Source organism: Breoghania sp. (assembly GCF_963674635.1).
Taxonomy (GTDB): Bacteria; Pseudomonadota; Alphaproteobacteria; order Rhizobiales; family Stappiaceae; genus Breoghania.
This window is the reverse complement of the sequence record NZ_OY771475.1, coordinates 1326373-1349321: the sequence shown is the minus strand read 5'-3', so window position 1 is coordinate 1349321 and position 22949 is coordinate 1326373. Positions and strand designations below refer to the sequence as shown.

The following is a 22949-nucleotide window of genomic DNA, read 5'->3' as shown; positions in this document are numbered from 1 at the left end:
GCCGGGAGCGAGAGAAGAATGGGCGGCCGTCTAATGACAGGGCCGCCCGCCGTCCTGCCCTCAATAGCGGCGGAAGAGGGCGGCCAGCTTACCTTGGATCCGAACGCGGTCGGGGCCGAAAATGCGCGTTTCGTAGGCCGGGTTGGCGGCTTCCAGCGCGATGGAGGCCCCCTTGCGACGAAGCCGCTTCAGGGTTGCTTCCTCGTCGTCGATCAGCGCCACCACGATGTCTCCGTTATCGGCGGAGCTTCCTTTGCGGATCAGCACTGTGTCGCCGTCGAGAATACCGGCTTCGATCATGGAATCGCCGCGCACCTCAAGCGCGAAGTAATCGCCGCTTCCAAGCATGTCGATGGGGACCGGAATGGAATGGCTGTGCGTTTCGATAGCAGAGATGGGGACGCCGGCGGCAATGCGGCCCATGACCGGAACCGAAACAACCTCGCCGTCTTCCACGGCGTGAGAACTGGTGTTCGGTTTCGATGGTTCGCTTGCCTTGCCCAAAGACCCTTCGATAACGCTTGGCGAGAACCCCCGCCCACGTTGAGCCGCAAACCCGGGCGAGACCGAATCCGGCAGGCGCACGACTTCAAGCGCACGAGCCCTGTTGGGGAGCCTGCGGATGAAGCCGCGCTCCTCCAAAGCGGTGATGAGGCGATGAATGCCGGACTTCGAGCGCAGGTCCAGCGCATCCTTCATTTCGTCGAAGGAGGGCGGCACGCCCGTTTCTTTCAGACGCTCGTGAATGAACATCAGCAGTTCGAATTGCTTACGCGTCAGCATTGGGTCTTCCGCCTGCATGTCGTCCGGGTACAAAACGCGAACGCAGGGTATCCGTTCTATATGTGTTCTGCAAGGGGCCGGGCAGGCAATCAACATGTGCGGAGGTTCAAAAGGTGCTTGAGCTAGATACCGTGAAGGATCCGGAAAGGCGTCAATAGTGCTGAAAATACTGAAGAAAACGGGGCTGGGCCGCATGGTTTGGAACGTGCCGATTGCGTCTCTTGAGTGCGGGGCTGGCCATGGATTCCATCGTTCCGACGGTGGTTCTTGATATGAAAAAGGGGCCGAAGCGACCTGCTTCGACCCCCTGAAAGAACTGCCGGGAGCGAATCTGCTAACCGGCGAAAGCGCGTTCGATGACGAATTCTGCGGGACGATTGTTCGCGCCCTCCACGAGCCCGGCCTTTTCCAGAAGGACTTTCGTATCCTTCAGCATCTCCATGGAGCCACAGATCATGCCACGGTCACTGGCCGGATTGAGAGGAGGAACATCGAGATCGGTGAAGAGCTTCCCGCTCTCTATCAGATCGGTAATCCGCCCCTTGAAGGGATAGTCTTCACGCGTGACGCTCGTGTAGTGGCGCAGCTTGGAGGTATCGAGCACCTCCTGAAGCATCTCGTCGGTGCGGATCTCCTCCACGAGGTCGAGGCCATATTGTAGCTCGGCCACTTCGCGGCAGGTATGGGTCAGGATTAGTTCATCGAACTTCTCGTAGGTCTCCGGATCCCGAATGAGGCTTGCAAAGGGCGCGATTCCGGTGCCGGTGGAGAACATGTAGAGCCGCTTGCCGGGAATGAGCGCATCGTTCACCAGCGTACCCGTGGGCTTCTTTTTCATCAGTACGGCATCACCGACCTTGATGTTCTGGAGATGCGAGGTCAGCGGACCGTCGGGCACCTTGATGGAGAAGAACTCAAGCTCTTCCGCCCAGGACGGGCTTGCGATGGAATAGGCGCGCACGAGCGGCTTTCCGTCGATCATCAGGCCGATCATCACGAACTCGCCTGACCGGAATCGGAAGCCGGCCGGACGGGTCATGCGGAAGCGGAACAGGCGGTCGGTATAGTGTGTTACCTCCGTCACCGTTTCCACATAGGTGTTTGCGGGCGCGATGGCGATGAGTTCGTCGGGGCGCGTCATAACGTTCATATCGAATTCCTGGGCAGTCCAACCATATTGGTTCACGCGGCTTGTCTGGCGGGCTGTGTAACCTCACGCCATAGAGCCTTTCGGAGTGCGGGCCGTCGCATAGGGCGCGTCGTCGCCATACATGCGAAGGAAATGGCTTTAAAGGCTCGGCCCATTTCAGTCGATACCGTTATACAGCAAACGACAGCGGCATAAACGTCCCCGATCAACCGAACTTCGGCGGCAGTGGGAAAGAGCTTTCTCCACGATGCGTACGCGGTGAAATGCGATGCCCTGCGCCCGAGCGGCGGTGCGCCGGTCTTGTCGTGCAATGGGCCTAGAGACGAAGCACCGAAACCGGGGCTCCTGCCTCAAGCGCGGGGGCAAATGGGGGCCTTATGACCAGCCCATCCGCCAGCGCCAGACGCGAAAGCACGGAACTGTCCTGAAGTGTGAACGGGGTCGCGATCAGCACACCGTTCTCGTCTCGTCGCAGGGTCGCTCGCAAATAGTCCTGACGCTGATCATTCGCGGGCAGGGGCCCGGCAAGACGCGCCTGCTCCGGGGTGGCATCGCCGCCGATCCGGCCAAGCAGCGCCGCCAGCAGCGGGCGCAGGAAGAGATGGCCGCAGACAAGGCTGGAGACGGGATTGCCCGGCAGCCCCAGAACCTTCGTGTGGCCCAGATGGCCAGCCATCAACGGCTTTCCCGGCCGCATGGCAATGCGCCAGAAGGCAAGCTCCATGCCCTCGTTGCCAAGGGTCGCCTGAACGAGATCGTGATCACCCACGGAAGCTCCGCCAAGTGTCACGAGGACATCCGCCTCCCACGCGAGCGCCGCGCGCACATGTTCGGCAAGCTCCCTCTCGTTATCGCGGGAAATGCCCATACGTCGCGCCTCACCGCCGCAGGCTTCCGCCATGGCTGCGATGCCGTACTGGTTGGAGGCGACGATCTGGTCGGGACCGGGAACCTCGCCCGGTTCCACAAGCTCGTCTCCTGTCGCCAGAACGGCCACGCGCGGGCGGCGGCGCACGGATACCGTGCCGTGGTTCATCGCTGCGGCCAGCGCAAGCGCGCGATAGTCGATCACGCGTCCCGCTTTCAGCAGAATATCGCCTTGCGCGAAATCGAGGCCTGCGGCGCGCACATAGGTGCCTTCAGCTGCGCCCTCGTTGATGATGACCGTATCGCCGTTGCGCTCGGTGTTTTCCTGAATGACGATTGTATCCGCGCCTTCGGGCACCGGAGCGCCGGTGAAGATGCGCACCGCTTCGCCTGCATGTACCTTGCCGGAAAAGCCATGTCCGGCAGGCGCTTCGCCGATGATCTTGAGCGAACATGGCGCATGCGCAACATCGCTCGCACGCACCGCATATCCGTCCATGGCAGATGCCGAAAAGGGCGGTTGGGTGCGGCTGGCGGCCAGATCTGCAGCCAGTGTCCGCCCTGTTGCCTCGGCAAGCGGTACGGTTTCGCTCTCCGTGGGAGAGACACCTTCCAGCAGCCGCGCAAGGGCGTCATCGACGGAAATGAGGCTCATCATGCGTCTCCGCTCAGGACCGATCGGTCCAGCCTGGGGCCTTCCAGTCGCCCGACTTGCCACCGCTCTTTTCCACCACCTGAATGCCGGACAGCACCATGAAGCGATCGACGGCTTTCGCCATGTCATAGATCGTCAGGCAAGTGACCGAAGCAGCCGTCAGGGCTTCCATTTCGACGCCCGTCTTGCCGGTGACCTTGGCGAGCGCCTGAACCCGCAGGCCTGGAAGGCTTTCGTCGGGCTCTATGTCGACGGTGACCTTGGTCAAGGCCAGCGGATGGCAAAGCGGGATCATCTCGTGCGTACGCTTGGCCGCCATGATGCCGGCGATGCGCGCGGTAGCCAGCACATCGCCCTTCTTGGCGTTGCCGGACATGATCATTTCCAGCGTTTCTGGCTTCATGGTCACCGAACCGATTGCAATCGCGGTGCGCGTGGTGTCGGCCTTGTCGGCCACATCGACCATGTTGGCCGCGCCGCTTGCGTCGATATGGGTGAGGCGGTCGCCTTCGGACATCTTGTTATTCCGCAGCTTTCGTTTCGGGCCGGGCGAGAAGAGCGCGGGTTGCCGCCGCAACGTCGTCCTGGCGCATCAGGCTCTCGCCGACGAGGAAGGTCCGGATACCAACGGCGGCGAGCCGGGCGCAGTCCTCGGGTGTGAAGATCGCCGATTCTCCAACGATCTGCCGGTCTGCGGGAACCATCGGCGCCAGACGCTCGGACGTCGCCAGCGTCGTCTCGAAGGTCTTCAGATTGCGGTTGTTGATGCCGAGAAGGGGGGAACGAAGCTTCAACGCGCGTTCAAGCTCTTCCGCATTGTGGACTTCAAGCAGCACGGACATGTTCAAGGCGAAGGCGGCGTCTTCCAACGCTGCCGCTTCGTCATCCGTGACCGCGGCCAGGATGATCAGGATGCAATCCGCCCCCCACGCACGTGCCTCATGAACCTGATAGGGCTCGTAAAGGAAATCCTTGCGAAGGGCGGGCAACGAACAGGCCGCCTTGGCGGCCTTCAGGAAGTCCGGATGACCCTGAAAGGAGGGGGCATCGGTGAGCACGGAAAGGCAGGTCGCCCCGCCTTCCTCGTAGGCGCGCGCAAGGGCGGGAGGATCGAAATCCGGCCGGATCAGCCCCTTGGAAGGGCTCGCCTTCTTGATTTCCGCAATAAGGCCATAGCGGCCCGAATCCACCGCGGTGCGAAGCGCGCCGGCGAAGTCGCGCGCGGGCTCGGCGGCAAGGGCGGCTTCGCGCATCGCTTCGGGCAAAACCGCCTTTTTCGCAGCCGCGATCTCCTCGCGCTTATAGGCTTCGATCTTCTGGAGGATATCAGTCATTCGGGTCCCCGGATCATCGCCTTGCAGCGATCAGGAATTGGATATCGCCACGAGCTTGTCCAGCCGCGCCTTGGCTGCACCGCTTTCGATGGATTGACGCGCCATGGCAACGCCTTCTGCCAGATCTTTCACCTTTCCGGCGACGATCAGCGTTGCGGCGGCGTTGAGCAGAACCGCATCGCGGTAAGCGTTGGCATCGCCTTCAAGCACACCGCGCAATGCGGCTGCGTTTTCTGCAGGCTCGCCGCCCTTGAGCGCATCCGCGCTCGCGGTGTCGATGCCGACATCACCGGGAGCGATCTGGAAGGACGTCACCTTGCCGTTCTTCAGTTCGGCAACGCTCGTTGGCCCGCAAACGGTGATCTCGTCCAGTCCATCGGAGCCATGAACCACCCAGGCATGTTCGCAGCCCAGATTGTTGAGCACATGGGCCAGCGGCTCCACCCACTGTTCGGCAAAGACGCCGACCATCTGCCGGGTGACGCCTGCCGGATTGGAGAGCGGCCCGAGCAGGTTGAAGATCGTGCGGGTTCCCAGTTCCGACCGCGCCGGCCCCACATGCTTCATCGCGCCGTGATGGGCCGGTGCGAACATGAATCCCAAGCCCGCCGTTTCGATGCACCGGCTGATCTGCTCCGGCGCGATCTCGATGTTCACACCAAGCGCCATCAGCGCGTCGGCCGCACCCGACTTGGAAGACATGGACCGGTTGCCGTGCTTGGCGACCGGGACGCCCGCACCGGCGACCACAAAGGCGGTACAGGTGGAGATGTTGTAGCTGCCTGAGGAATCACCCCCCGTGCCCACCACATCGACCGCGCCGTCCGGTGCGGAAACCCGCACCATGCGGGACCGCATCGAAGAAACGGCTCCTGTGATCTCGTCCACCGTTTCGCCGCGCACCCTGAGCGCCATCAACAGTCCGCCAATCTGAGACGGCGTGGCGTTGCCGCTCATTAGGATATCGAAGGCGGCGGTCGATTCTTCACGGGTCAACGGCGTACCATCGGCAGCCTTGGCGATCAGGGATTTCAACTCAGACATAGGTCCCCCGGTAGGCGCGCAACGAGACGTTCGTTGCCTTGGTCATTGGTCGTTTCTGTTGCCGATGGCGCTCGTGAGCGCCGCCTGGTTCACCTTGACGCCGAGGGCGTTCTGCACACCGGTGACGAATTGTGAAATCAGCGAGGTCTGGAGCATCTGGGAAAGCTCATCGTCCAGCTGGGCCATTTCATCGGATTCGGCGAAGAAGGCCGGCATGGTGATGTTTGCGACCTGCAACACGATCCGCCCGCCATTCGCACCATCGGCAGTCGCAACATAGCCGGTCGGGCCGGAGAAGGCCTCCGTCACCGCCTGAGCGGACAGCGTGTTGTCATTGCGATCGCGCGAGAAGGGCTCAGACGCCTTGAGTTCCATCTCGGATGCCGTTGCGAGGCTGGCGAAATCGGCGCCTTCCTTCAGCTTGGCGGCCATCTCGTCGGCCTGCGCCACGAGCTTCTTCTGCGTCTGATCGGCGGTCCAGTCGGCGACGACCTTCTCGCGCACTTCGTCCAGCGTGCGATCGCGCGCCGGAGTGATGTCGGTCACGTCGAACCACAGATAGCCGCGACGGCCGACCTGAACCGGCGGGGCTTCGTCGCCGGGCTCGGTCTGGAAGGCTTCGCTCAGGAGGTTGTCGGAATCGGGCAGGGTGACCGCTTTGCCGTCCGGCCCGGTGCCGTCACGGGCAATCGCGTCAATGGTATTAAGCGGCAGGCTGAAGCGCTGCGAGATCTCGCTAAGCGTCGCGCCGCCGGCGCGCGCATCCTCGATCTCGTCATGAAGCGAAAGCACTTCGTGCTCTGCGTCGTCCTGCGCGATTTCCTTCTTGAGGATGTCCTTCACCTCATCGAAAGACTTGTTGGCCGCAGGCTTGATCTCGCCCACCTTGATGATGCGCTGGCCGAAGGCGGTGTTGATCACGTCGCTCACACTGTCAGCTTCTGCAGAGAAGGCGGCCTCGGCAATGGCCGGATCAAGAACCGCATCCTTGGTCAGCAGGCCAAGGTTGACGTCGCTGAGGCTCAGCCCCTTTTCTGCGACCAGATCTTCAAACGAGGTCCCGTCCTTGATCTTCTTTTCATCTTCAGCAGCCTTGGCGGCATCCGTATAGGTCAATTGCCAGATCTGGCGGCGCTCGGTTGTGCCGAAGCGGTTGGGATTCGCGTCGTATTGGGTACGCGCGACGTCGTCAGAGACATCGTCCGGCTTGGCGATATCGGCGGGAATGACCGGAAGCAGCGCCAGTTTGCGATATTCCGGTGCCCGGTAGTCGGCCTTGTGGTCGGTGAAGAAGGCTACAAGCTCCGCATCGCTCGGCGCGGCAACAGGCGGCACCGATTCCGCGGTCAACTCGACGTAGTTCACGGTGCGCTGCTCGAAACGGAAGCGATGTGCGGCCTGCAAGAGCGCCTCGGGCGGACGGATGGCGCCGGACAAGGCCTCCGCCACCTGGCGACGTTCCGCCAGCTTGCGAGCCTGGCTCACATACATGTCTTCGGTGAGCTGGTTGTTATAGAGCACCTGCGCCAGGCGGTTGCGATCGAAGCGGCCATCGGGACCGCGGAAGGCAGGATTGGCCTGGATCTGCTTCACCAGTTCGCCGCCGGAAATGCCGACCTTCAGGTTGTGCGCCACGTGATCAAAGGCGGCTTCGGCGACAAGCTGTCCGAGCACCTGACCGGGAAGGCCCAGATTGGCGGCCTGCTCACGCGAGAGCGGCTGGCCGATGCGCTGCGAGAAATTCTGCACCTCGCGCGAATAGGCGGTCATAAAGCGTTGCGTGGAAACTTCCGCATCGCCGACCTGCGCCAGCGTGTCCTGCCGGAAACCACGGAAGATGTCGGCAATCCCCCAGATGCCGAAGCTCAGCACGAGAAGCGCGATAAAGATCTTGGCGACAAAGCCGCCGGCACGCTTGTGCAGGGCAGTGAGCATGGAAAAATCCTATTGTCTGGGCGGTTTTCCGCCATTCAGTCTGCGATTTGGCCGGGATAATAGTGACGCGCACCGCGCCGGGCAAGCGAAGCGGATTTGTAATGCCGTCGATATCTGATAGCCAGTAGCCCGAATGCGTTTCTGGATCGCGTGAGCAAGAGGACCATGTCGGAATGAGTGCGTCTATTAAACCCCTGGTGGCCGGAAATTGGAAAATGAACGGCCTGCGTGCCTCCCTGGGTGAAATCACGGCCATCGCACAAGCGGTTAATCCGGCCCTGGGGGCGAACGTGGACATCATGATCTGTCCGCCGGCTTCGCTCGTTGGCCTGGCTGCGGAAACCGGCAAGGGCACCTCCGTCACGATCGGCGGGCAGGATTGCCATGCGAAGGTTTCCGGTGCGCATACCGGCGATGTCTCCGCGGAGATGCTGGCCGATGCTGGTGCAAGCGCGGTGATTGTAGGGCACTCGGAGCGTCGTGCCGACCATGGCGAGAGCGATGAGATGGTGCGCGCCAAGGCCGAGGCCGCGTGGCGGGCCGGGCTGGTGGCCATCATTTGTCTCGGGGAAAGCGAGACGGAGCGCAAGTCTGGCGCCACTCTGGATGTGATCGCAGGCCAACTCGCCGGTTCCGTGCCTGAGGGGGCTACGGCTGCCAATACCGTGATCGCTTATGAGCCGATCTGGGCGATTGGCACGGGGCTGACGCCGACTGCGGAAGATGTGGCGCAAGTGCATGCCGCGCTTCGCAAGGATCTCATCGCGCGCTTCGGGGCAGAAGGTGAGGCGATGCGACTTCTTTATGGGGGGTCGGTGAAGCCGTCCAATGCAGGCGAGCTGATGTCGGTTGAGAACGTCAACGGCGCCTTGGTCGGAGGCGCAAGCCTTAAAGCGGTCGACTTTGTCGGCATATTGAAGGCTTATGAGACCCCGGCTAACTGAGCCTTTCGGGTCACGGCGATCAACAGGTCTCCACCCGGCTTGAAACTCGCTGTTCGCCGAGGGTGGAAAGCTGCTGCGTGATCGTGTAGAAGGCGCGCAACGCGAAATCAGGTATCCCAGTCAAGATGCAAACCGTCATCATCGTCATCCACCTCATGGTCGTGCTCGCTCTCGTGCTCGTCGTTCTTCTGCAGCGCTCGGAAGGCGGTGCGCTGGGTATCGGCGGCGGTGGCGGATTCATGAGCAGTCGCGGAACGGCGAACATGCTGACCCGCGCCACTGCCATTCTGGCTGCGGCCTTCTTCGTCACTTCGATCATCCTCACGGTTCTGGCCCGTCAGGGGGACCGTCCGGCGTCGATTCTCGATCAGTTGAATACACCGGCCCCGGCTGACACGTCCTCGGCTCCGGGTGAGGGTGGCAATCCGTCACTCCTCGATTCGCTGAAAGAGGCGAGCCCCCCGCAGGGCGACGCCGCACCGGCTGAAACGGCTCCGGCAGCCCCCAGTGGTCCGCAGGTTCCGGCGTCCCAGTAGGGACGGGCTCGAAACCTCAGTTTGTTTGCACCGCGGATGCGTGGCGTCCGCGGTGTATTCGTTCGTCCAGACAGCGAAAAGACCTATTCCGGCCCAAGGCTTTCTGTCGCGGTCCGGCGGCGTTTTTTCCTGTTTGAATCGCAATAATACGGGTGGCCAAGTCGTCGCCCGAAGGCATATGGTTTATGTCCATGGCGCGGTACATATTCATCACCGGCGGCGTGGTGTCGTCTCTCGGCAAAGGGCTTGCGTCTGCGGCCCTCGGTGCTAGCCTCCAGGCCCGTGGATACAAGGTGCGGCTTCGCAAGCTGGACCCTTATCTCAACGTAGATCCGGGGACCATGAGTCCCACCCAGCACGGCGAGTGCTTCGTGACCGACGACGGTGCGGAAACGGACCTCGATCTGGGGCATTACGAACGGTTCACGGGACGCCCCGCGAACCAGCAGGACAACGTCACCTCCGGACGCATCTATCGCGATATCATCGCCAAGGAGCGGCGCGGCGACTATCTGGGCGGCACCGTTCAGGTGATTCCGCACGTCACCGACGCGATCAAGGCGTTTGTTCTCGACGGCAACGAGGAATTCGACTTCGTGCTGTGCGAGATCGGTGGAACGGTCGGCGATATCGAAGGACTGCCGTTCTTCGAGGCGATCCGTCAGCTCGGCAACGAATTGCCGCGCGGAGACGCGATCTATATTCATCTCACCTTGATGCCTTACATCCCGAGTGCGGGCGAGTTGAAAACCAAGCCGACACAGCATTCGGTCAAGGAGCTTCGCTCCATCGGCATTCAGCCCGATATTCTGATGGTCCGCTGTGACCGTCCGATCCCGGAGGGGGAGCGGCGCAAGTTGTCGCTGTTCTGCAACGTGCCGCAAAGCGCGGTCATCCCGGCGCTGGATGTGGCATCCATCTATGATGTGCCGGTGGCCTACCATGAACAGGGGCTGGACGACGAAGTCCTGGCCGCCTTCGGCATCACCGGTGCTCCCCAGCCGGATCTTTCGCGCTGGAAGAAGATCTCCCATGCCATTGCCAATCCCGAAGGCGAGGTGAAAATCGCCATCGTCGGCAAGTACACGGGGCTCAAAGACGCTTACAAGTCGCTGATCGAGGCGTTGATGCATGGCGGTATCGCCAATAACGTCAAGGTCAACCTTGAGTGGATCGAGTCGGAGGTTTTCGAACGCGAGGACCCTTCGCCCTGGCTTGAGGACGTCCATGGCATCCTCGTGCCCGGCGGCTTCGGTGAGCGTGGCTCGGAAGGCAAGATCGCGGCCGTCACTTTCGCCCGCGAGCACAAGGTTCCCTATTTCGGCATCTGCTTCGGCATGCAGATGGCCGTCGTGGAAGCGGCGCGCAATCTGGCGGGCATCGCGGACGCAAGCTCCACGGAGTTTGGTCCCACCCGTGAACCGGTTGTCGGCCTGATGACCGAATGGCTGCGCGGCAACGCTCTGGAAAAGCGCGTGGCGGATGGCGACATGGGCGGCACGATGCGCCTCGGCGCCTATCCGGCAAAGTTCGAGCCGGACAGCCGTATTGCGAACATCTATGGCTCGACGGAGATTTCAGAGCGCCATCGCCACCGCTATGAGGTCAACATGGATTATCGCTCGCGTCTTGAGACCTGCGGGCTGAAGTTCGCCGGCACTTCGCCGGATGGCATCCTGCCGGAGACCGTGGAGCTTGAAGGGCACCCCTGGTTCATCGGCGTACAGTACCATCCGGAGCTCAAGTCGCGTCCTTTTGAGCCTCATCCGCTTTTTGCCTCCTTCGTGGCTGCGGCTGTGGAGCAAGGGCGCCTCGTCTGAGATCTGCCGTCCCCTTCGGGGACATTGTGCGTTCCCCCTGCCGACCCGATGGGCCGGCAGGGTTTTGCCCCGTCGACTGCCAAGGGCGCCAGTTGACAGATATGGGCGCTGGTTGATTGATTTGGCGCGAGCCTCGCGCTTATGCTCGACCATGAGACCTGTAACAGTGCCCGCCATTATGGCGGTGCGGCTGCGCCACCAGCGAACCGTGTTTGGTCGCGTGGCCGGGCCCGCTGCAAGGGCTGCCGCGTGGCCAGTCGAGAGGAAAGTCGATGAGCGACCAATCCACCGATCTCACCTTCACCGATGGCGTCTCGGCTTTCGAATACTCCTGTCAGTGCCTCGATTGCACGGTGGAGCCGAAAAAGCCGCTTCCCGCGCTGGTCCTCGATGCGCGCGAACACTTCGGCCAGACAAGCCCGACAAAGATCAACGAGGACAACACACAGACGGTTGTGTTGCGCATTCCGAGCCCAGAGGGTGGTTTTATCGTCCTTGCGCGCACGGCAGGCCCTGAAGGGCCGACGCTGAACGGCGGCGAACTGGTTGCCTGGATGCCGCTTCTCTACAATGAGGCGCTTGCCAAGGAGACCGAAGAGACCGGTTTTGGCTGGGTTGGTGTCGTCTTGGGCACGCTGAAGCCTGTGCTGCGTGAGGGCGGTTGGCTCGGCGACGTCCGTTACGGCGAGTAGCGTACGGGACGTTGTCCTGCGCTGCCCGCAATCAGATGGCGGCCAGTAAGCCGTCAATCGATAGGGAGGCGACAATGCGCAGACGCGGCATGGATCACATCGTTCACGCGGTGCAGGATCTTGAGGCGGCCCGCGAAGCGTATGCGCGCCTTGGCTTCACACTCACCCCCTACGCGACCCATCCCTGGGGCACACGCAATTTCCTGGTCCAGTTGGACGGCGTTTTCCTGGAGATCCTGGAGGTTGTGGATCCAAGCCTGATGGAAGCCGCCGATGTGGATGCCTTTTCCTTCGGTGCGTATAATCGGGATTTTCTCGCAGCGGGCGAGGGAATGTCGATGCTGGTGCTCGACAGCGAAAGCCCTGCCGCCGATCGCGCTTCCTTCCAAGATGCCGGGCTCATCACCTACGCCCCCTTTTCGTTCGAGCGTATTGCCCGCCAGCCCGATGGGGAAGAATTGAAGGTCGCCTTCGACCTCACCTTCACCACCCATCCCGATATGCCCGATGCCGCCTTCTTCACCTGCCATAACCGGTATCCGGAGAATTTCTGGAAAGTGATCTATCAGCAGCATTCCAACAGCGCGGTTGGGGTGGCGGGCGTCATTCTCGCGGCGGAGCGCCCAGCTGATCTTCACAAGTTCATAGAGGGCTTCGCCGGGGCTCGGGACCTGACGGTCACGAGCTTTGGCTTTGAATGCAAAACGGCGCGCGGAACCCTCCATGTGATGACCCCGGAGGGGGTGAGGGCACTCTATGGGGATATCTATCCGCTCGATGCTTTGAGCAGTCCGCGCCTCATCGCGACCCTGATCAATGTCCGAGACACGCATGCCTTCGCCGGTATCGCGCATTCGTCGGGCATTGCCGTCCGGCAAGAGGATTGCCAGGTGATCATCTCCTCTGGTGACCTCCATGGCATGGCCATGATCGCCCAGCAGGCGAAATAGACTGAGAACCCTGTTGATGCGGGAAGATACGGAAAACGGCCTGCGGGTGTGCGCGGGCCTTCTCTCGTGGCGCCAAAGCTGTTGGAAATCGCGCAATTTTGTTGCCTTGCTCGGTTGCGCTAACCCCGCGAATAGATTACATCTCCCGCCACTTGGAGCCCGTAGCTCAGCTGGTAGAGCAACTGACTTTTAATCAGTAGGTCCAGGGTTCGAACCCCTGCGGGCTCACCAAGTCTCTCCCGCGACTTGGCCCCATTTCCCAATAAATTGAAGAACGCGAATGGTCCCCCCGTTATTGGGCAGGATGCGGCGTGGCGGTGCGATCTGCACTCGGTCCGCAGACGTGGCGTGTTAAGGCGCCTGATCGCGTTTCCTGTGCTCCCACGCCTGATTGAATATGGTATGCCGCGCCTGGTCTCGATGGAGCGGGCTCGCAGGCAGCCGTGCGGGCGCGGGAAGGGTGTTGCAAGCCTTGGCTCTGTCAGCGCGCCCTGTCGACCGCAAGAAAGGCTGCTCGATACTCCGCCGCAAATCTCTCACGAAATTCTCGGTTGAGGTCGTCGGCCTGCTTCTCAATTTTTGGAGCAGCGGGTGTCCAGTCGGTCAGCTCGACGCCGAGGCTGGCCGAAATACGCTTCACTTCCTTCTCTGGCTGCGCAACCAGGTCTTCATAGAAGACCGATATTCTTTGAAGGGAGAAGATGGAGCATATGGATGAAATCGAGCTGTTCGCCAGATTGATGTTATTCAGAATTTGGGCGATGTTCTTGTAGTTGTATTTCGCGGTGCCTGTCGCTCGTTGCCTGCTGCTCCATTTCTGGGTCTGGTAGGCAATCGAAAAGGAAACAGCTTGATCCAGAATATCGTGCCGACGGATATGCACGACGCGAATGGTCTTGAACATCGACGGGATGTTCCAGCGCAGCAGCATGGAGAGTTGTCCCCATGAGGCTTTGAAGCCAGGGGTCGCGCCGTCGATGGCCAGCGCCTCATGCAGCTTTGCGATGTGATCGGGAAATGTCTGGCTGCCGAACTGTGTCTTTTCACGCTCGACATTCGTGTAGTTGAGGTGCTCGCGAAGCCCGGAAAAGTGGCCGGTCGAGCAAAGCCGATCTGCGAGAAGATTTGATCCCGATCGATTGGTGAAGGCCAGAAGAAGAAGGGGGGCGTCTATGATGGCAGGGCCGTCATAATGCACTCGATTTTGAAAGATCTTGCGGATCCGGGTCGAGTGCATGTCCTTCTTTTTAAGTGTTTTTTTGAACAAAATCGCCTCCTGGATCATAGGGTTACCGTTCCCTATAGCCGAACGGTCCGAGTGGGTAAAATCCAAACCATCCAGGCGGGGGCTTGGCCGGTTCGCTTCACGGATCAGACGTTGGCGGGATTCGCTCTTTGGAGACAGCCTGCACCTCTCTTGATTGTTTAGGCTCAAGGTTGTCCGGCGCATTCGGAGGGGGGCGGATTGGGCGCGCAATGAGCCGCGGCTACGGTTTCAAAAGGGATACAACCTGTAGTTAATAGAATGTAATAATGCGCGTAAATGATGTGGTAATTCGCGGTGCGGGGAAAAGACGATAAGAATTGTCGAATAAGTTCGCAATGCGAACGTCTGTTTGACCTAAGGGAAGAGAGGCTAACGTCTTTTTCCGTATTGATATTTTTCGGATTGGGTGTTCCGCGCAGTCGCTCCATAGCTCTCGATCTTGGCAAGTCTACGAGTTGAAATTGGTCAGAATGTATGTCGCAATTTGACCGGATGAGGGATCCAACAAACAAAATCTGTCTGTGTTCGGTTGCTGGTCCTGCATTGCGAGGGATCCGGACGCAGAGGAAGAAAAATAAGGGGGCGCGTGTTGATGAGTGAGGCCGACGGTCAAAGCCAGGGTGGACTTGTGCATTATGAATTCGTCAAGGCGCATATTGCGGCGACAATGGCACTGGTGAATGGGCTTGTTATTCAAAACGCCATAGATCGCGATGCGCTTGATGGCTACTTTACGGGATTTCTTAGTCAGCTGCCGCACAGCCGGGATACGCTTGCCCTGCGGCTTATCATTGATCAGTGGCGACAGGGACTTCACACAGCCCAACCTGAACCCAATCGTTTGAATGCCCATCTGTTCGAGGTCATCCAGGGCGGTCGCGAGGCGGCAGAATAGGGCCATCGCCATCCCGCCGCGCGGGTTGCGCGTCGGGGGCGCTGGCGGATAGGTTGGCTTGCCGGCTCATTCGAGCCGGGCGGAGCCGGTGAGATGTCGGCTCGGCCAATCAAATGAACCGAGAAGCCCCCGTGTCCGAGCCCCTCACGATCATGGTTGCGCCGAATGGGGCGCGACGCACCAAGGCAGACCACCCTGCAATTCCCGTAACTGTTGAAGAGACCGCGCATGTCGTGGCAGCTTGCGCTGAAGCGGGAGCTCAGGCGGCCCATCTCCATGTGCGTGACGGTGCACAGCGTCATCTGCTCGATATCGATGCCTACAACGCCGTGATAGCGGCCGTGAAGAAACAGACGCCGTCAGATTTTGTCTGTCAGATCACCACGGAAGCCGTGGGGCGCTATGGCCCACATGAGCAAATTGCTGTGGTGAAGGGGGTGAAGCCGGAAGCCGTCTCCATCGCGGTCAAGGAGCTGGTCCCTGACGCAGCCGCGGAACGCGAGGCTGGGGATTTTTACGCGTGGTGCCGCCGCGAAGAGATCGCCGTGCAGCACATCCTTTATGGCATTGACGATATGGCCAGTTTCTACGATCTGTGCCGCCGCGGTGTGATCCCGGGCGATCGTCTGGGCGTTCTTTTTGTTCTGGGCCGCTACAGCGCCAATCAGGAAAGCGACCCAAACATGCTGCGTCCCTTTCTGGAAATGCTCGACAAGGCAGAGACCGGTCCGGATCTGAGCTGGATGATCTGTGCCTTCGGGCGCGGAGAAACAGCAGCGGCCGGCGCGGCCATGACGATGGGCGGTCACGTGCGCGTGGGATTCGAGAACTCGATGTGGACGCCGCAGGGGGACATCACGCCGGATAATGCCGAGACCGTTGCGCGTTCACGGCGTATCGCCACCGAACTCGGGCGCATGGAGGCGACACGCGAGCAAACCCTCACGGTGCTCGGCGCTGCCTGAAAGCTGCTCGGACCTGACGGTGGGAGAAGCTGGGACAGAGGAGGTTCTGGTATCGCGGCGATCCGGATCGTCCGGGGCGATGGACCGATCCATCTCTGTCAGCGCATTCCTCTGGTCGGCTGCCCGTGTTGCGGTTGCCCGCGTTGCGGCTGTCTGCGTTGATGACGCGCCATCAGGTGCGGCAGAACATGTCATGGAGCGTGGAGAGGATGCGGAGGACGTTCTTGTCGCCGAGACTGTAATAGACCGTCTTTCCGTCGCGCCGCGTTGAAACGAGGTTCTCCGCCCGCAATCTTGCCAGTTGTTGGGAAACGGTCGGCTGGCGCAGCGACAACAGGCTCTCCAGTTCCGTGACCGATTTCTCGCCCTCGCAAAGCAGGCAGAGGATCATCAGGCGGCTTTCGTGCGCCAGTGCCTTCAGATAGGCGCTGGCCTGACCGGCCTTGTCCTGCATTTCGCTGGTTTCAAACGAAATTGTCGTGTCGTCCGCATCTGTAACGGCCACGGTAATCTCCTCTCATCGCACTTTGGGCAGTCACGGTTTGCGGCCCGCGTATCACCATCTAGACGGCATGTTCAGGAAAATCGACCCTACTAGGGGGCTTTTAGGCAGAAAATATCCGGAAAAGTGACATAATTCGGATGTTTCTACTCCTGCTCGCCGCGGTTTTTGCTGCGTGGGTTAATCAGAACGAATATCACAGATTGTCGACCGGTTGCGCCACGCCCCCTGACAAAGTTCATAAAAATATGAACGTTCGTATCCGGTTTTCCGCTTATCGAAGGATGCGACCGCGCCTTGGGTCGGCTAAAAGGGGCGCGTGGAAGCCGCAGGGATACGCCTCCCGCGACCGCAAAATGGTGATTACCCAGGGGAGTTTCATGCAGGACGTAACGATTCTTGGCGCATTTTTCGCGGGGCTCTTGTCCTTTGTGTCGCCGTGCGTTCTTCCTCTCGTTCCGCCCTATCTTGCCTATATGGCGGGTGTGTCGCTTGATCAGCTGACCGGAGAGGGGCGCGACGCGGCCGCCCGCACCGCAGACGGCCAGAAGGTCATGCTGACCGCTTTCGCCTTTGTGCTCGGTTTCTCGACGATTTTTGTGCTCCTCGGGGCCAGTGCATCCTTCATCGGCCAGTTCGTGGCCAGCAATATCCGCTTTCTGGGCTACGTGGGCGGCGTGATGATCATCATCATGGGATTGCACTTTCTTGGCGTGTTCCGGATTGCGCTGCTCTATCGGGAGGCGCGGGTCCAGGTGGACAGAAAACCTGCCGGGCCGCTCGGAGCTTACGTGATGGGGTTGGCCTTTGCATTCGGGTGGACACCCTGCGTTGGCCCGATTCTGGCCGCCATCCTTTTCGTGGCGGGGGCGGAAGACACGGTCTCGCGCGGTGCGATGCTGCTGTCGGCCTACGCGCTCGGCATGGGGGTGCCCTTCATGATCGCGGCCGCCTTTGCCGGGCCGTTCATGCGCTTCATGGTGGGCTTTCGCCGTCACCTCGGCACCGTGGAGAAGGTCATGGGGGTGTTTCTGGTGATCACCGGTATCGCCTTCCTCACCGGCCAGATGGCAACCTTTTCGTTCTGGCTTCTGGAAACGTTCCCGGTGCTTCAAAGCGTCGGCTAGTGGCGGCGCTTCACGCTGTGTGGAACGGCGCTCAGCGGGGCGGCAATTGCTGGCCTGTAAACAGCGTCGGCTGGCAGGCGATCAGGCGTTTTTCAAGCCTTGCGCAGGCCGCTGCCGCATCGGCCGCATTGTCAAAAGGCCCTGCAACGAGGTGAGCCACCATCTTGTCGCCTCTCTCGATGATCGAGGCGAGAGGTGACAGTGGGCCGATCACCGAGGATTCCGTCACCCGCATCGCGCGCCACGCATTCGCAACTTCCGCGAGCGAGCCGTAAGCCCCGAGATCGATTCCGAATTGTGACCTGGGGGCGGTGGTCGGCCGACCTGCAGAGGTCAAGGGCTCGGGGCGTCTGATACTTCCGGTCGTGATCGTATCGATGGCGGGAGAGGCGGTCGCGATATGGGTGGTGCCCGTGCCGGAATGCGCCCTTGCATAGCGCAGCGGCTGTGCGCGCATGGCGCTGGAGGGGCGCGCGGAGGCGACGCCGTTCCCGCTTTCCAAGGAGGCGATCCGGTCGGACATGAAATCGTTCTGGCGCCGCAGGGCGTCGGCTGAGCGCCGCAGGGCCACGATTTCGTGGCGCAGCGTTTCAATCTCGGCCTCGAAACGACCTGGCCGTCCGCCTTGAACGGGGGTCGGATTGGAAAAGACGCCGAATTCGGTCGGGCGCGCGCGTTTTCCGATCGAGGCCGTGGAGGTGACCTCGCCCACGTCCGGCAGGACCATGGCCGCATAGGGCTGGCTGAACGGATCGGGCGCCTTGTTCTGATAGGCGCTGATGGCGACCAGAAGGGCCATGCTTGCAGAAAAACCCCAGCCCAATAGCGCAACGCCCGTACGCAGACGGGCGCCCCCCTTCATGAGCTCATCCAGAATGGGCGGTTTCTTCAGCACAAAATCAGTTCCGTTCACATAGGCCGAATCTACGGCACGTATGAGTTTCCATCTAAAAAGGTTTCATTAACCCTAACAAGACGTGAAGACCCTGTTAGTACGTGCGCGGTGGGCCGTTGCTGCGCTATTTCCCTAGCATGTGCAATCTGCTACGTGGTCCGAGTAGGCCGCGCGAGTGGGGCCGCAGACCATTGAGGGGACGATGAACGACCGATCCTGTCTTGCCGTAATCCTTGCCGCCGGGCTCGGTACGCGCATGAAATCTGCGCTTCCGAAGGTGATGCACGCCATCGGCGGACGGCCGATGCTGGGCCATGTGATGGCGACGGCGCAATCGGCAGGCTGCGACCGTCTCGCTGTGGTGATCGGCCCTGATACAAAATCGGTGGAAGACCTCGTCATAAAGGCTGCGCCGGGGGCTGCCTGCTTCACGCAGGTCGATCGAAACGGGACCGCGCACGCGGTTCTGGCCGCGCGCCCCGCGCTGGAAGAAAACGTTGACGATGTGATCGTCCTCTATGGCGACACGCCGCTGATCACCGCGGATTCCATCGCAAAGGTTCGTCAGGCCGTTGCGGACGGGGCCGATCTTGCCGTGCTTGGCTTTGAGGCGGCAGATCCCACCGGCTATGGCCGCCTTATCGTGGACGGCGGGCGGCTTGTCGAAATCGTCGAGGAAAATGACGCAAGCGACTCTCAACGCAAGGTGACTTTCTGCAATTCCGGTATCATCGCCTTCCGCGGTTCCTTGCTGCCGGGACTTCTCGATGAAATCGGCAACGAAAACGCCAAGGGTGAATACTACCTCACCGACGCGGTGGCGATCGCCGCCAAGCGCGGCCTCAAGGTGGTCGCTGAACGTGGTCCGCAAGAGGATGTGCTTGGTGTCAACAACCGCGTCCAACTTTCCCAATGCGAGGCGATTTTCCAGAATCGGATGCGTCGTGAGGCGATGCTCGCCGGTGTGACGCTGGTGGCGCCGGAAACGGTGTTCTTTTCCTTCGATACGAAGCTGGAAAACGATGTGGTGGTTGAGCCCAACGTGGTGTTTGGGCCGAATGTCACCGTGGCGACAGGTTCGATCATTCATGCCTTTTCCCACCTGGAAGGCGCGAATGTCGCCGCCAATGGCAAAATCGGCCCCTATGCGCGGCTGCGCCCCGGCGCAAGCATCGGCGAAGGCGCGCGCATCGGCAATTTCGTGGAAGTGAAGAAGGCAACCGTTGAGGCGGGCGCGAAGGTCAATCACCTCAGCTATATCGGCGATGCGCGTGTCGGCGCGAAGGCGAATGTCGGTGCTGGCACGATTACCTGCAATTACGACGGCTACAACAAGTTCCACACCGATATCGGGGCGGGCGCCTTCATTGGCTCCAACAGCGCCTTGGTCGCACCTGTTCGCATCGGGGACAGGGCGCTCGTGGCCGCGGGCAGCGTTGTGGTCAGCGATGTGCCGGACGATGCGCTGGTTGTTGCGCGCGGTCAGCAGGTCAACAAGGAAGGCCGGGCCGCCAAACTGCGTGCAATAAAGGAAAAGGCGAAGGGAAAGACCTGACCCGGCTAACGCGCGGTTCACAAATTACCGTGTGGGTGTCACAAAGCCTGCGCGTGATGTGGGCGGGCGGGGAACAAAGTCGCGAAAATCCGGGGCCAATCGTGGCGACGGGATTTCTGTCAATTCAACTTTCAGGATTGTCTGAAATAGCATTTGATTTCAATTGTACCGCGGTTCGCCATTACACGGGTGACCGGGTGGGCGTTGACGCGTGAGGACGATCTATGTGCGGTATCATCGGAATTCTGGGTCAGGAGCCTGTGGCGCCTCTGCTGGTCGACGCGTTGAAGCGTCTTGAATACCGCGGTTACGACTCAGCCGGCGTCGCCACGCTTGAAGACGGGGCTCTGACGCGCTGCCGCGCCGAGGGAAAGCTGCGCAATCTGGAAGGGCGGCTGGAAAACGAGCCATTGACCGGGCACAGCGGCATCGGCCACACACGCTGGGCCACGCATGGCGCGCCGACCGAGGCCAATGCGCATCCCCATGTGGGCCCGGGCGTCGCCGTCGTCCATAACGGCATCATTGAGAATTTTCGTGAACTGCGCGAGGAACTGGCGGGCGAGGGGGTAACCTTTACCACGGAGACCGATACCGAGGTCGTCAGCCAGTATATCGGCCTGTGCCTTGGAAAGGGGATGAGCCCTGTCGATGCCGTCGCCAAGACGCTGGTCCGCCTGGAAGGCGCGTTTTCTCTTGCGATCCTGTTTGAAGGCGAGGACGATCTGTTGATCGGCGCACGCCGCGGCAGTCCGCTTGCCGTGGGCTACGGCGATGGCTCCATGTTCCTCGGCTCCGACGCCATCGCGCTTGCGCCCTTCACAAACAAGGTTTCCTATCTCGACGATGGCGACTGGGTGGTGCTCGACCGCAAGTCCGCGACCATCCGCGATGAAAGCGGGATGGTTGTGGAGCGACCGATCTCCATTTCGTCGGCCACTGCCGCCATGGTGGACAAGGGCAATTACCGCCATTTCATGGCCAAGGAGATTCACGAGCAGCCGGATGTGATTGCCCGCACGCTCGCGCATTATCTCGATCTGAATGCCATGACGGCAAAGGTGCCTGAGCGCTTGCCTTTCGACTTTTCAGATCTCCAGCGCGTGGTGATCACGGCCTGCGGCACGGCCTATTACGCCGGTCTGACTGCGAAATACTGGTTCGAGCGTCTGGCCCGCCTGCCGGTCGATATCGATGTGGCCTCGGAGTTCCGCTACCGCGAGAGCCCGCTCGATGCCGATGGGCTGGCGCTGTTCATTTCGCAGTCCGGCGAGACGGCGGATACGCTCGCCTCGCTGCGCTATTGCCGGTCCGAGCAACAGCATATCGGAGCTGTGGTCAATGTTCAGGAATCGACAATCGCGCGTGAGTCCGATGTGATCTTCCCCACCATCGCGGGGCCGGAAATCGGCGTAGCTTCCACGAAGGCCTTCACCTGCCAGCTTTCGGTTCTGGCGAGCCTGGCGGTTGCCGCCGGGCGTCAGCGCAATATCCTGTCGGCGCAAGACGAACAGAAGCTCGTGCGCGCGCTGACCGAGGTTCGCGCTTCATGGTGGAGGCGCTGAAGCTTGAGCCGCAGATCGAGCGTCTGGCGCGAAACCTCTCCAAGGCAAGCGATATTCTCTATCTGGGGCGCGGATCGTCCTATCCGCTGGCGCTGGAAGGCGCGCTGAAGCTCAAGGAAATCTCCTATATCCACGCCGAGGGCTACGCTGCGGGCGAGTTGAAGCACGGGCCCATCGCGTTGATCGACGAGACCATGCCGGTCATCGTGATCGCGCCGCATGACAAGGTGTTCGAAAAGACGGTGTCGAACATGCAGGAAGTCGCTGCGCGTGGCGGGCAGATCATTCTGATCACGGATCAGAAGGGCAGCGACTCCGCCGGTGTGGAGACGTTGGAAACTCTCGTCATGCCCGATGTGCCTGCGACGATTGCGCCGATCGTCTATTCCATTCCGATCCAGCTTCTCGCCTATCACACGGCGGTTTTCATGGGAACGGACGTCGATCAGCCGCGCAATCTGGCCAAGTCGGTCACCGTCGAATAAGCGGTGAGCGCTCGGCAAGCAGGCGAAATGGCGCAAAAACAGTCGTTCAAACCGCGCTTGGCCTAAAAAAGGGCTCAACACGGACGCGAAACCGGCGCATTGTTGAGGAGTTGTTCTTCTACAACATGGTGCCGGTCGAGATTTTTCTCGCCCGCAGAGCAAAGTCGAGGCAGCGCGGCGCGATGTGCGCCGTTGCCTTGCATGGTAGCAGCGCGAAACAATGCAAATACTTGGCGATCCTGGCCAGGATGATCCTGGCGGGCAACAATTGAAGGCGAGGCACCCTATGGGGCGGTTGCGTACCTATTTTCTGACCGGCCTTGTCATTGCCGGTCCGATCGGCATCACGCTCTACCTGACCTGGTCGCTGATCCAGTGGGTCGATGGCTGGGTCAAGCCGCTGCTTCCGATCCATTACAATCCCGACACCTATCTGCCGTTCCCTGTGCCCGGCGTCGGGCTGATCGTTTCCATCATGGTGCTGATCATTCTTGGGTTCCTGGCAGCCAACATTGCCGGGCGCTCGCTTCTGTCTTTTGGCGAGCAAATTCTCGGCAAGATGCCTCTGGTGCGCAATCTCTACAGCGGCCTGAAGCAGATTTTCGAGACAGTGCTGTCGGACAGCGGATCCAGCTTCAAGAAGGCCGGCATCATCGAATATCCGCGCCGGGGCCTATGGGCCATCGTCTTCCTCGCGACGGATACGCGCGGCGAAGTGGCTGCCAAGCTCGATGGGCACAAGGACGGCCATGACCTGATTTCGGTCTTTCTGCCGACAACTCCGAACCCGACATCCGGTTTTCTGCTTTTCGTGCCGCGGGCGGAGGTGATCTTGCTCGACATGACGGTGGAGGACGCCGCCAAGCTGGTGATTTCCGCAGGTCTCGTCACGCCGCCCTACAAGCCGGGTGACAAGAAGCTGCCCGAGCAGATCGAGATTACCAATCCGGCCCAGAAGGAACGTGAGACGATAGACGGTTGAT

At 60.8% G+C, this 22949-nt stretch carries 20 protein-coding genes, 1 tRNA gene and 1 pseudogene; 12 read left to right on the top strand and 10 right to left on the bottom strand.

From position 1 onward, the window contains the following. Positions 1 to 60: 60 nt before the first annotated feature. The 7 genes from lexA to ABGM93_RS06065 all read right to left on the bottom strand — a co-directional run bounded on the left by lexA (position 61) and on the right by ABGM93_RS06065 (position 7768). Positions 61 to 783: a transcriptional repressor LexA gene (gene lexA, locus ABGM93_RS06095; RefSeq protein WP_321504338.1), complete on the bottom strand. Its 723-nt coding sequence runs from the start codon at positions 781 to 783 to the stop codon at positions 61 to 63. A gap of 334 nt (positions 784 to 1117) precedes the next feature. Beyond that, a complete protein-coding gene (locus ABGM93_RS06090) occupies positions 1118 to 1933 on the bottom strand; it encodes a ferredoxin--NADP reductase (protein WP_321504336.1) in 816 nt (271 codons plus the stop codon). Positions 1934 to 2249: 316 nt separating this feature from the next. Beyond that, complete coding sequence (gene glp, locus ABGM93_RS06085) at positions 2250 to 3455, bottom strand: gephyrin-like molybdotransferase Glp (RefSeq protein ID WP_321505769.1); 1206 nt, start codon at positions 3453 to 3455, stop codon at positions 2250 to 2252. A 13-nt stretch (positions 3456 to 3468) separates the two neighbouring features. Continuing rightward, positions 3469 to 3972: a cyclic pyranopterin monophosphate synthase MoaC gene (gene moaC / locus ABGM93_RS06080; protein WP_319773972.1), complete on the bottom strand. Its 504-nt coding sequence runs from the start codon at positions 3970 to 3972 to the stop codon at positions 3469 to 3471. A gap of 4 nt (positions 3973 to 3976) precedes the next feature. After that, positions 3977 to 4789, bottom strand: coding sequence for an indole-3-glycerol phosphate synthase TrpC (trpC, locus tag ABGM93_RS06075; protein ID WP_321504334.1), 813 nt, complete (start codon positions 4787 to 4789; stop codon positions 3977 to 3979). 30 nt (positions 4790 to 4819) lie between these two features. After that, the gene (gene trpD / locus ABGM93_RS06070) at positions 4820 to 5833 is read right to left on the bottom strand and encodes an anthranilate phosphoribosyltransferase (protein ID WP_321504332.1); all 1014 of its coding nucleotides are present in this window, start codon (positions 5831 to 5833) and stop codon (positions 4820 to 4822) included. 42 nt (positions 5834 to 5875) lie between these two features. Next, on the bottom strand, positions 5876 to 7768 hold the full coding sequence (locus ABGM93_RS06065) for a SurA N-terminal domain-containing protein (protein ID WP_321504330.1): 1893 nt from the start codon (positions 7766 to 7768) through the stop codon (positions 5876 to 5878). Between the two features lie 173 nt (positions 7769 to 7941). Here ABGM93_RS06065 and tpiA point away from each other — a divergent pair, with 173 nt between their 5' ends. From tpiA to ABGM93_RS06035, 6 genes are all read left to right on the top strand, one after another. Next, positions 7942 to 8712, top strand: coding sequence for a triose-phosphate isomerase (tpiA, locus tag ABGM93_RS06060; RefSeq protein ID WP_321504327.1), 771 nt, complete (start codon positions 7942 to 7944; stop codon positions 8710 to 8712). A 125-nt stretch (positions 8713 to 8837) separates the two neighbouring features. After that, positions 8838 to 9248, top strand: coding sequence for a preprotein translocase subunit SecG (gene secG, locus ABGM93_RS06055; protein WP_321504325.1), 411 nt, complete (start codon positions 8838 to 8840; stop codon positions 9246 to 9248). Between the two features lie 191 nt (positions 9249 to 9439). Beyond that, the gene (locus ABGM93_RS06050) at positions 9440 to 11068 is read left to right on the top strand and encodes a CTP synthase (protein WP_321504323.1); all 1629 of its coding nucleotides are present in this window, start codon (positions 9440 to 9442) and stop codon (positions 11066 to 11068) included. Between the two features lie 272 nt (positions 11069 to 11340). After that, positions 11341 to 11760, top strand: coding sequence for a hypothetical protein (locus tag ABGM93_RS06045; protein ID WP_321504321.1), 420 nt, complete (start codon positions 11341 to 11343; stop codon positions 11758 to 11760). Positions 11761 to 11834: 74 nt separating this feature from the next. Then, positions 11835 to 12710, top strand: a complete 876-nt coding sequence (locus tag ABGM93_RS06040) for a VOC family protein (protein WP_321504319.1) — start codon at positions 11835 to 11837, stop codon at positions 12708 to 12710. 155 nt (positions 12711 to 12865) lie between these two features. Beyond that, positions 12866 to 12941 (top strand) — tRNA-Lys (locus tag ABGM93_RS06035). A 250-nt stretch (positions 12942 to 13191) separates the two neighbouring features. On the opposite strand, the gene ABGM93_RS06030 is transcribed toward ABGM93_RS06035, so the two are convergent. Beyond that, a complete protein-coding gene (locus tag ABGM93_RS06030; protein WP_321504317.1) occupies positions 13192 to 13995 on the bottom strand; it encodes a Stf0 family sulfotransferase in 804 nt (267 codons plus the stop codon). 574 nt (positions 13996 to 14569) lie between these two features. Between ABGM93_RS06030 and ABGM93_RS06025 the strand changes: the two genes are divergently transcribed. Beyond that, on the top strand, positions 14570 to 14872 hold the full coding sequence (locus ABGM93_RS06025) for a hypothetical protein (protein WP_321504315.1): 303 nt from the start codon (positions 14570 to 14572) through the stop codon (positions 14870 to 14872). 131 nt (positions 14873 to 15003) lie between these two features. Beyond that, positions 15004 to 15837, top strand: a complete 834-nt coding sequence (locus tag ABGM93_RS06020; RefSeq protein WP_321504313.1) for a 3-keto-5-aminohexanoate cleavage protein — start codon at positions 15004 to 15006, stop codon at positions 15835 to 15837. Between the two features lie 172 nt (positions 15838 to 16009). Here ABGM93_RS06020 and ABGM93_RS06015 read toward each other — a convergent pair whose 3' ends face one another. Beyond that, positions 16010 to 16291, bottom strand: a complete 282-nt coding sequence (locus ABGM93_RS06015) for a metalloregulator ArsR/SmtB family transcription factor (protein WP_321505767.1) — start codon at positions 16289 to 16291, stop codon at positions 16010 to 16012. Positions 16292 to 16719: 428 nt separating this feature from the next. On the opposite strand from ABGM93_RS06015, the gene ABGM93_RS06010 reads away from it, so the two are divergent. Then, positions 16720 to 17466 carry a cytochrome c biogenesis protein CcdA gene (locus ABGM93_RS06010; RefSeq protein ID WP_321504311.1) on the top strand — a complete coding sequence of 249 codons (747 nt, stop codon included), beginning with the start codon at positions 16720 to 16722 and terminating at the stop codon, positions 17464 to 17466. A 31-nt stretch (positions 17467 to 17497) separates the two neighbouring features. Here ABGM93_RS06010 and ABGM93_RS06005 read toward each other — a convergent pair whose 3' ends face one another. Beyond that, complete coding sequence (locus ABGM93_RS06005; RefSeq protein ID WP_321504309.1) at positions 17498 to 18361, bottom strand: SPOR domain-containing protein; 864 nt, start codon at positions 18359 to 18361, stop codon at positions 17498 to 17500. Positions 18362 to 18563: 202 nt separating this feature from the next. Here ABGM93_RS06005 and glmU point away from each other — a divergent pair, with 202 nt between their 5' ends. The 3 genes and pseudogenes from glmU to ABGM93_RS05990 all read left to right on the top strand — a co-directional run bounded on the left by glmU (position 18564) and on the right by ABGM93_RS05990 (position 22948). Next, complete coding sequence (glmU, locus tag ABGM93_RS06000; RefSeq protein ID WP_321504307.1) at positions 18564 to 19916, top strand: bifunctional UDP-N-acetylglucosamine diphosphorylase/glucosamine-1-phosphate N-acetyltransferase GlmU; 1353 nt, start codon at positions 18564 to 18566, stop codon at positions 19914 to 19916. Between the two features lie 224 nt (positions 19917 to 20140). Beyond that, positions 20141 to 21966 (top strand): annotated as a pseudogene (gene glmS / locus ABGM93_RS05995) (glutamine--fructose-6-phosphate transaminase (isomerizing)). A 286-nt stretch (positions 21967 to 22252) separates the two neighbouring features. After that, positions 22253 to 22948, top strand: coding sequence for a DUF502 domain-containing protein (locus ABGM93_RS05990; protein WP_321504305.1), 696 nt, complete (start codon positions 22253 to 22255; stop codon positions 22946 to 22948). The last annotated feature ends 1 nt before the right edge of the window (position 22949 follow it).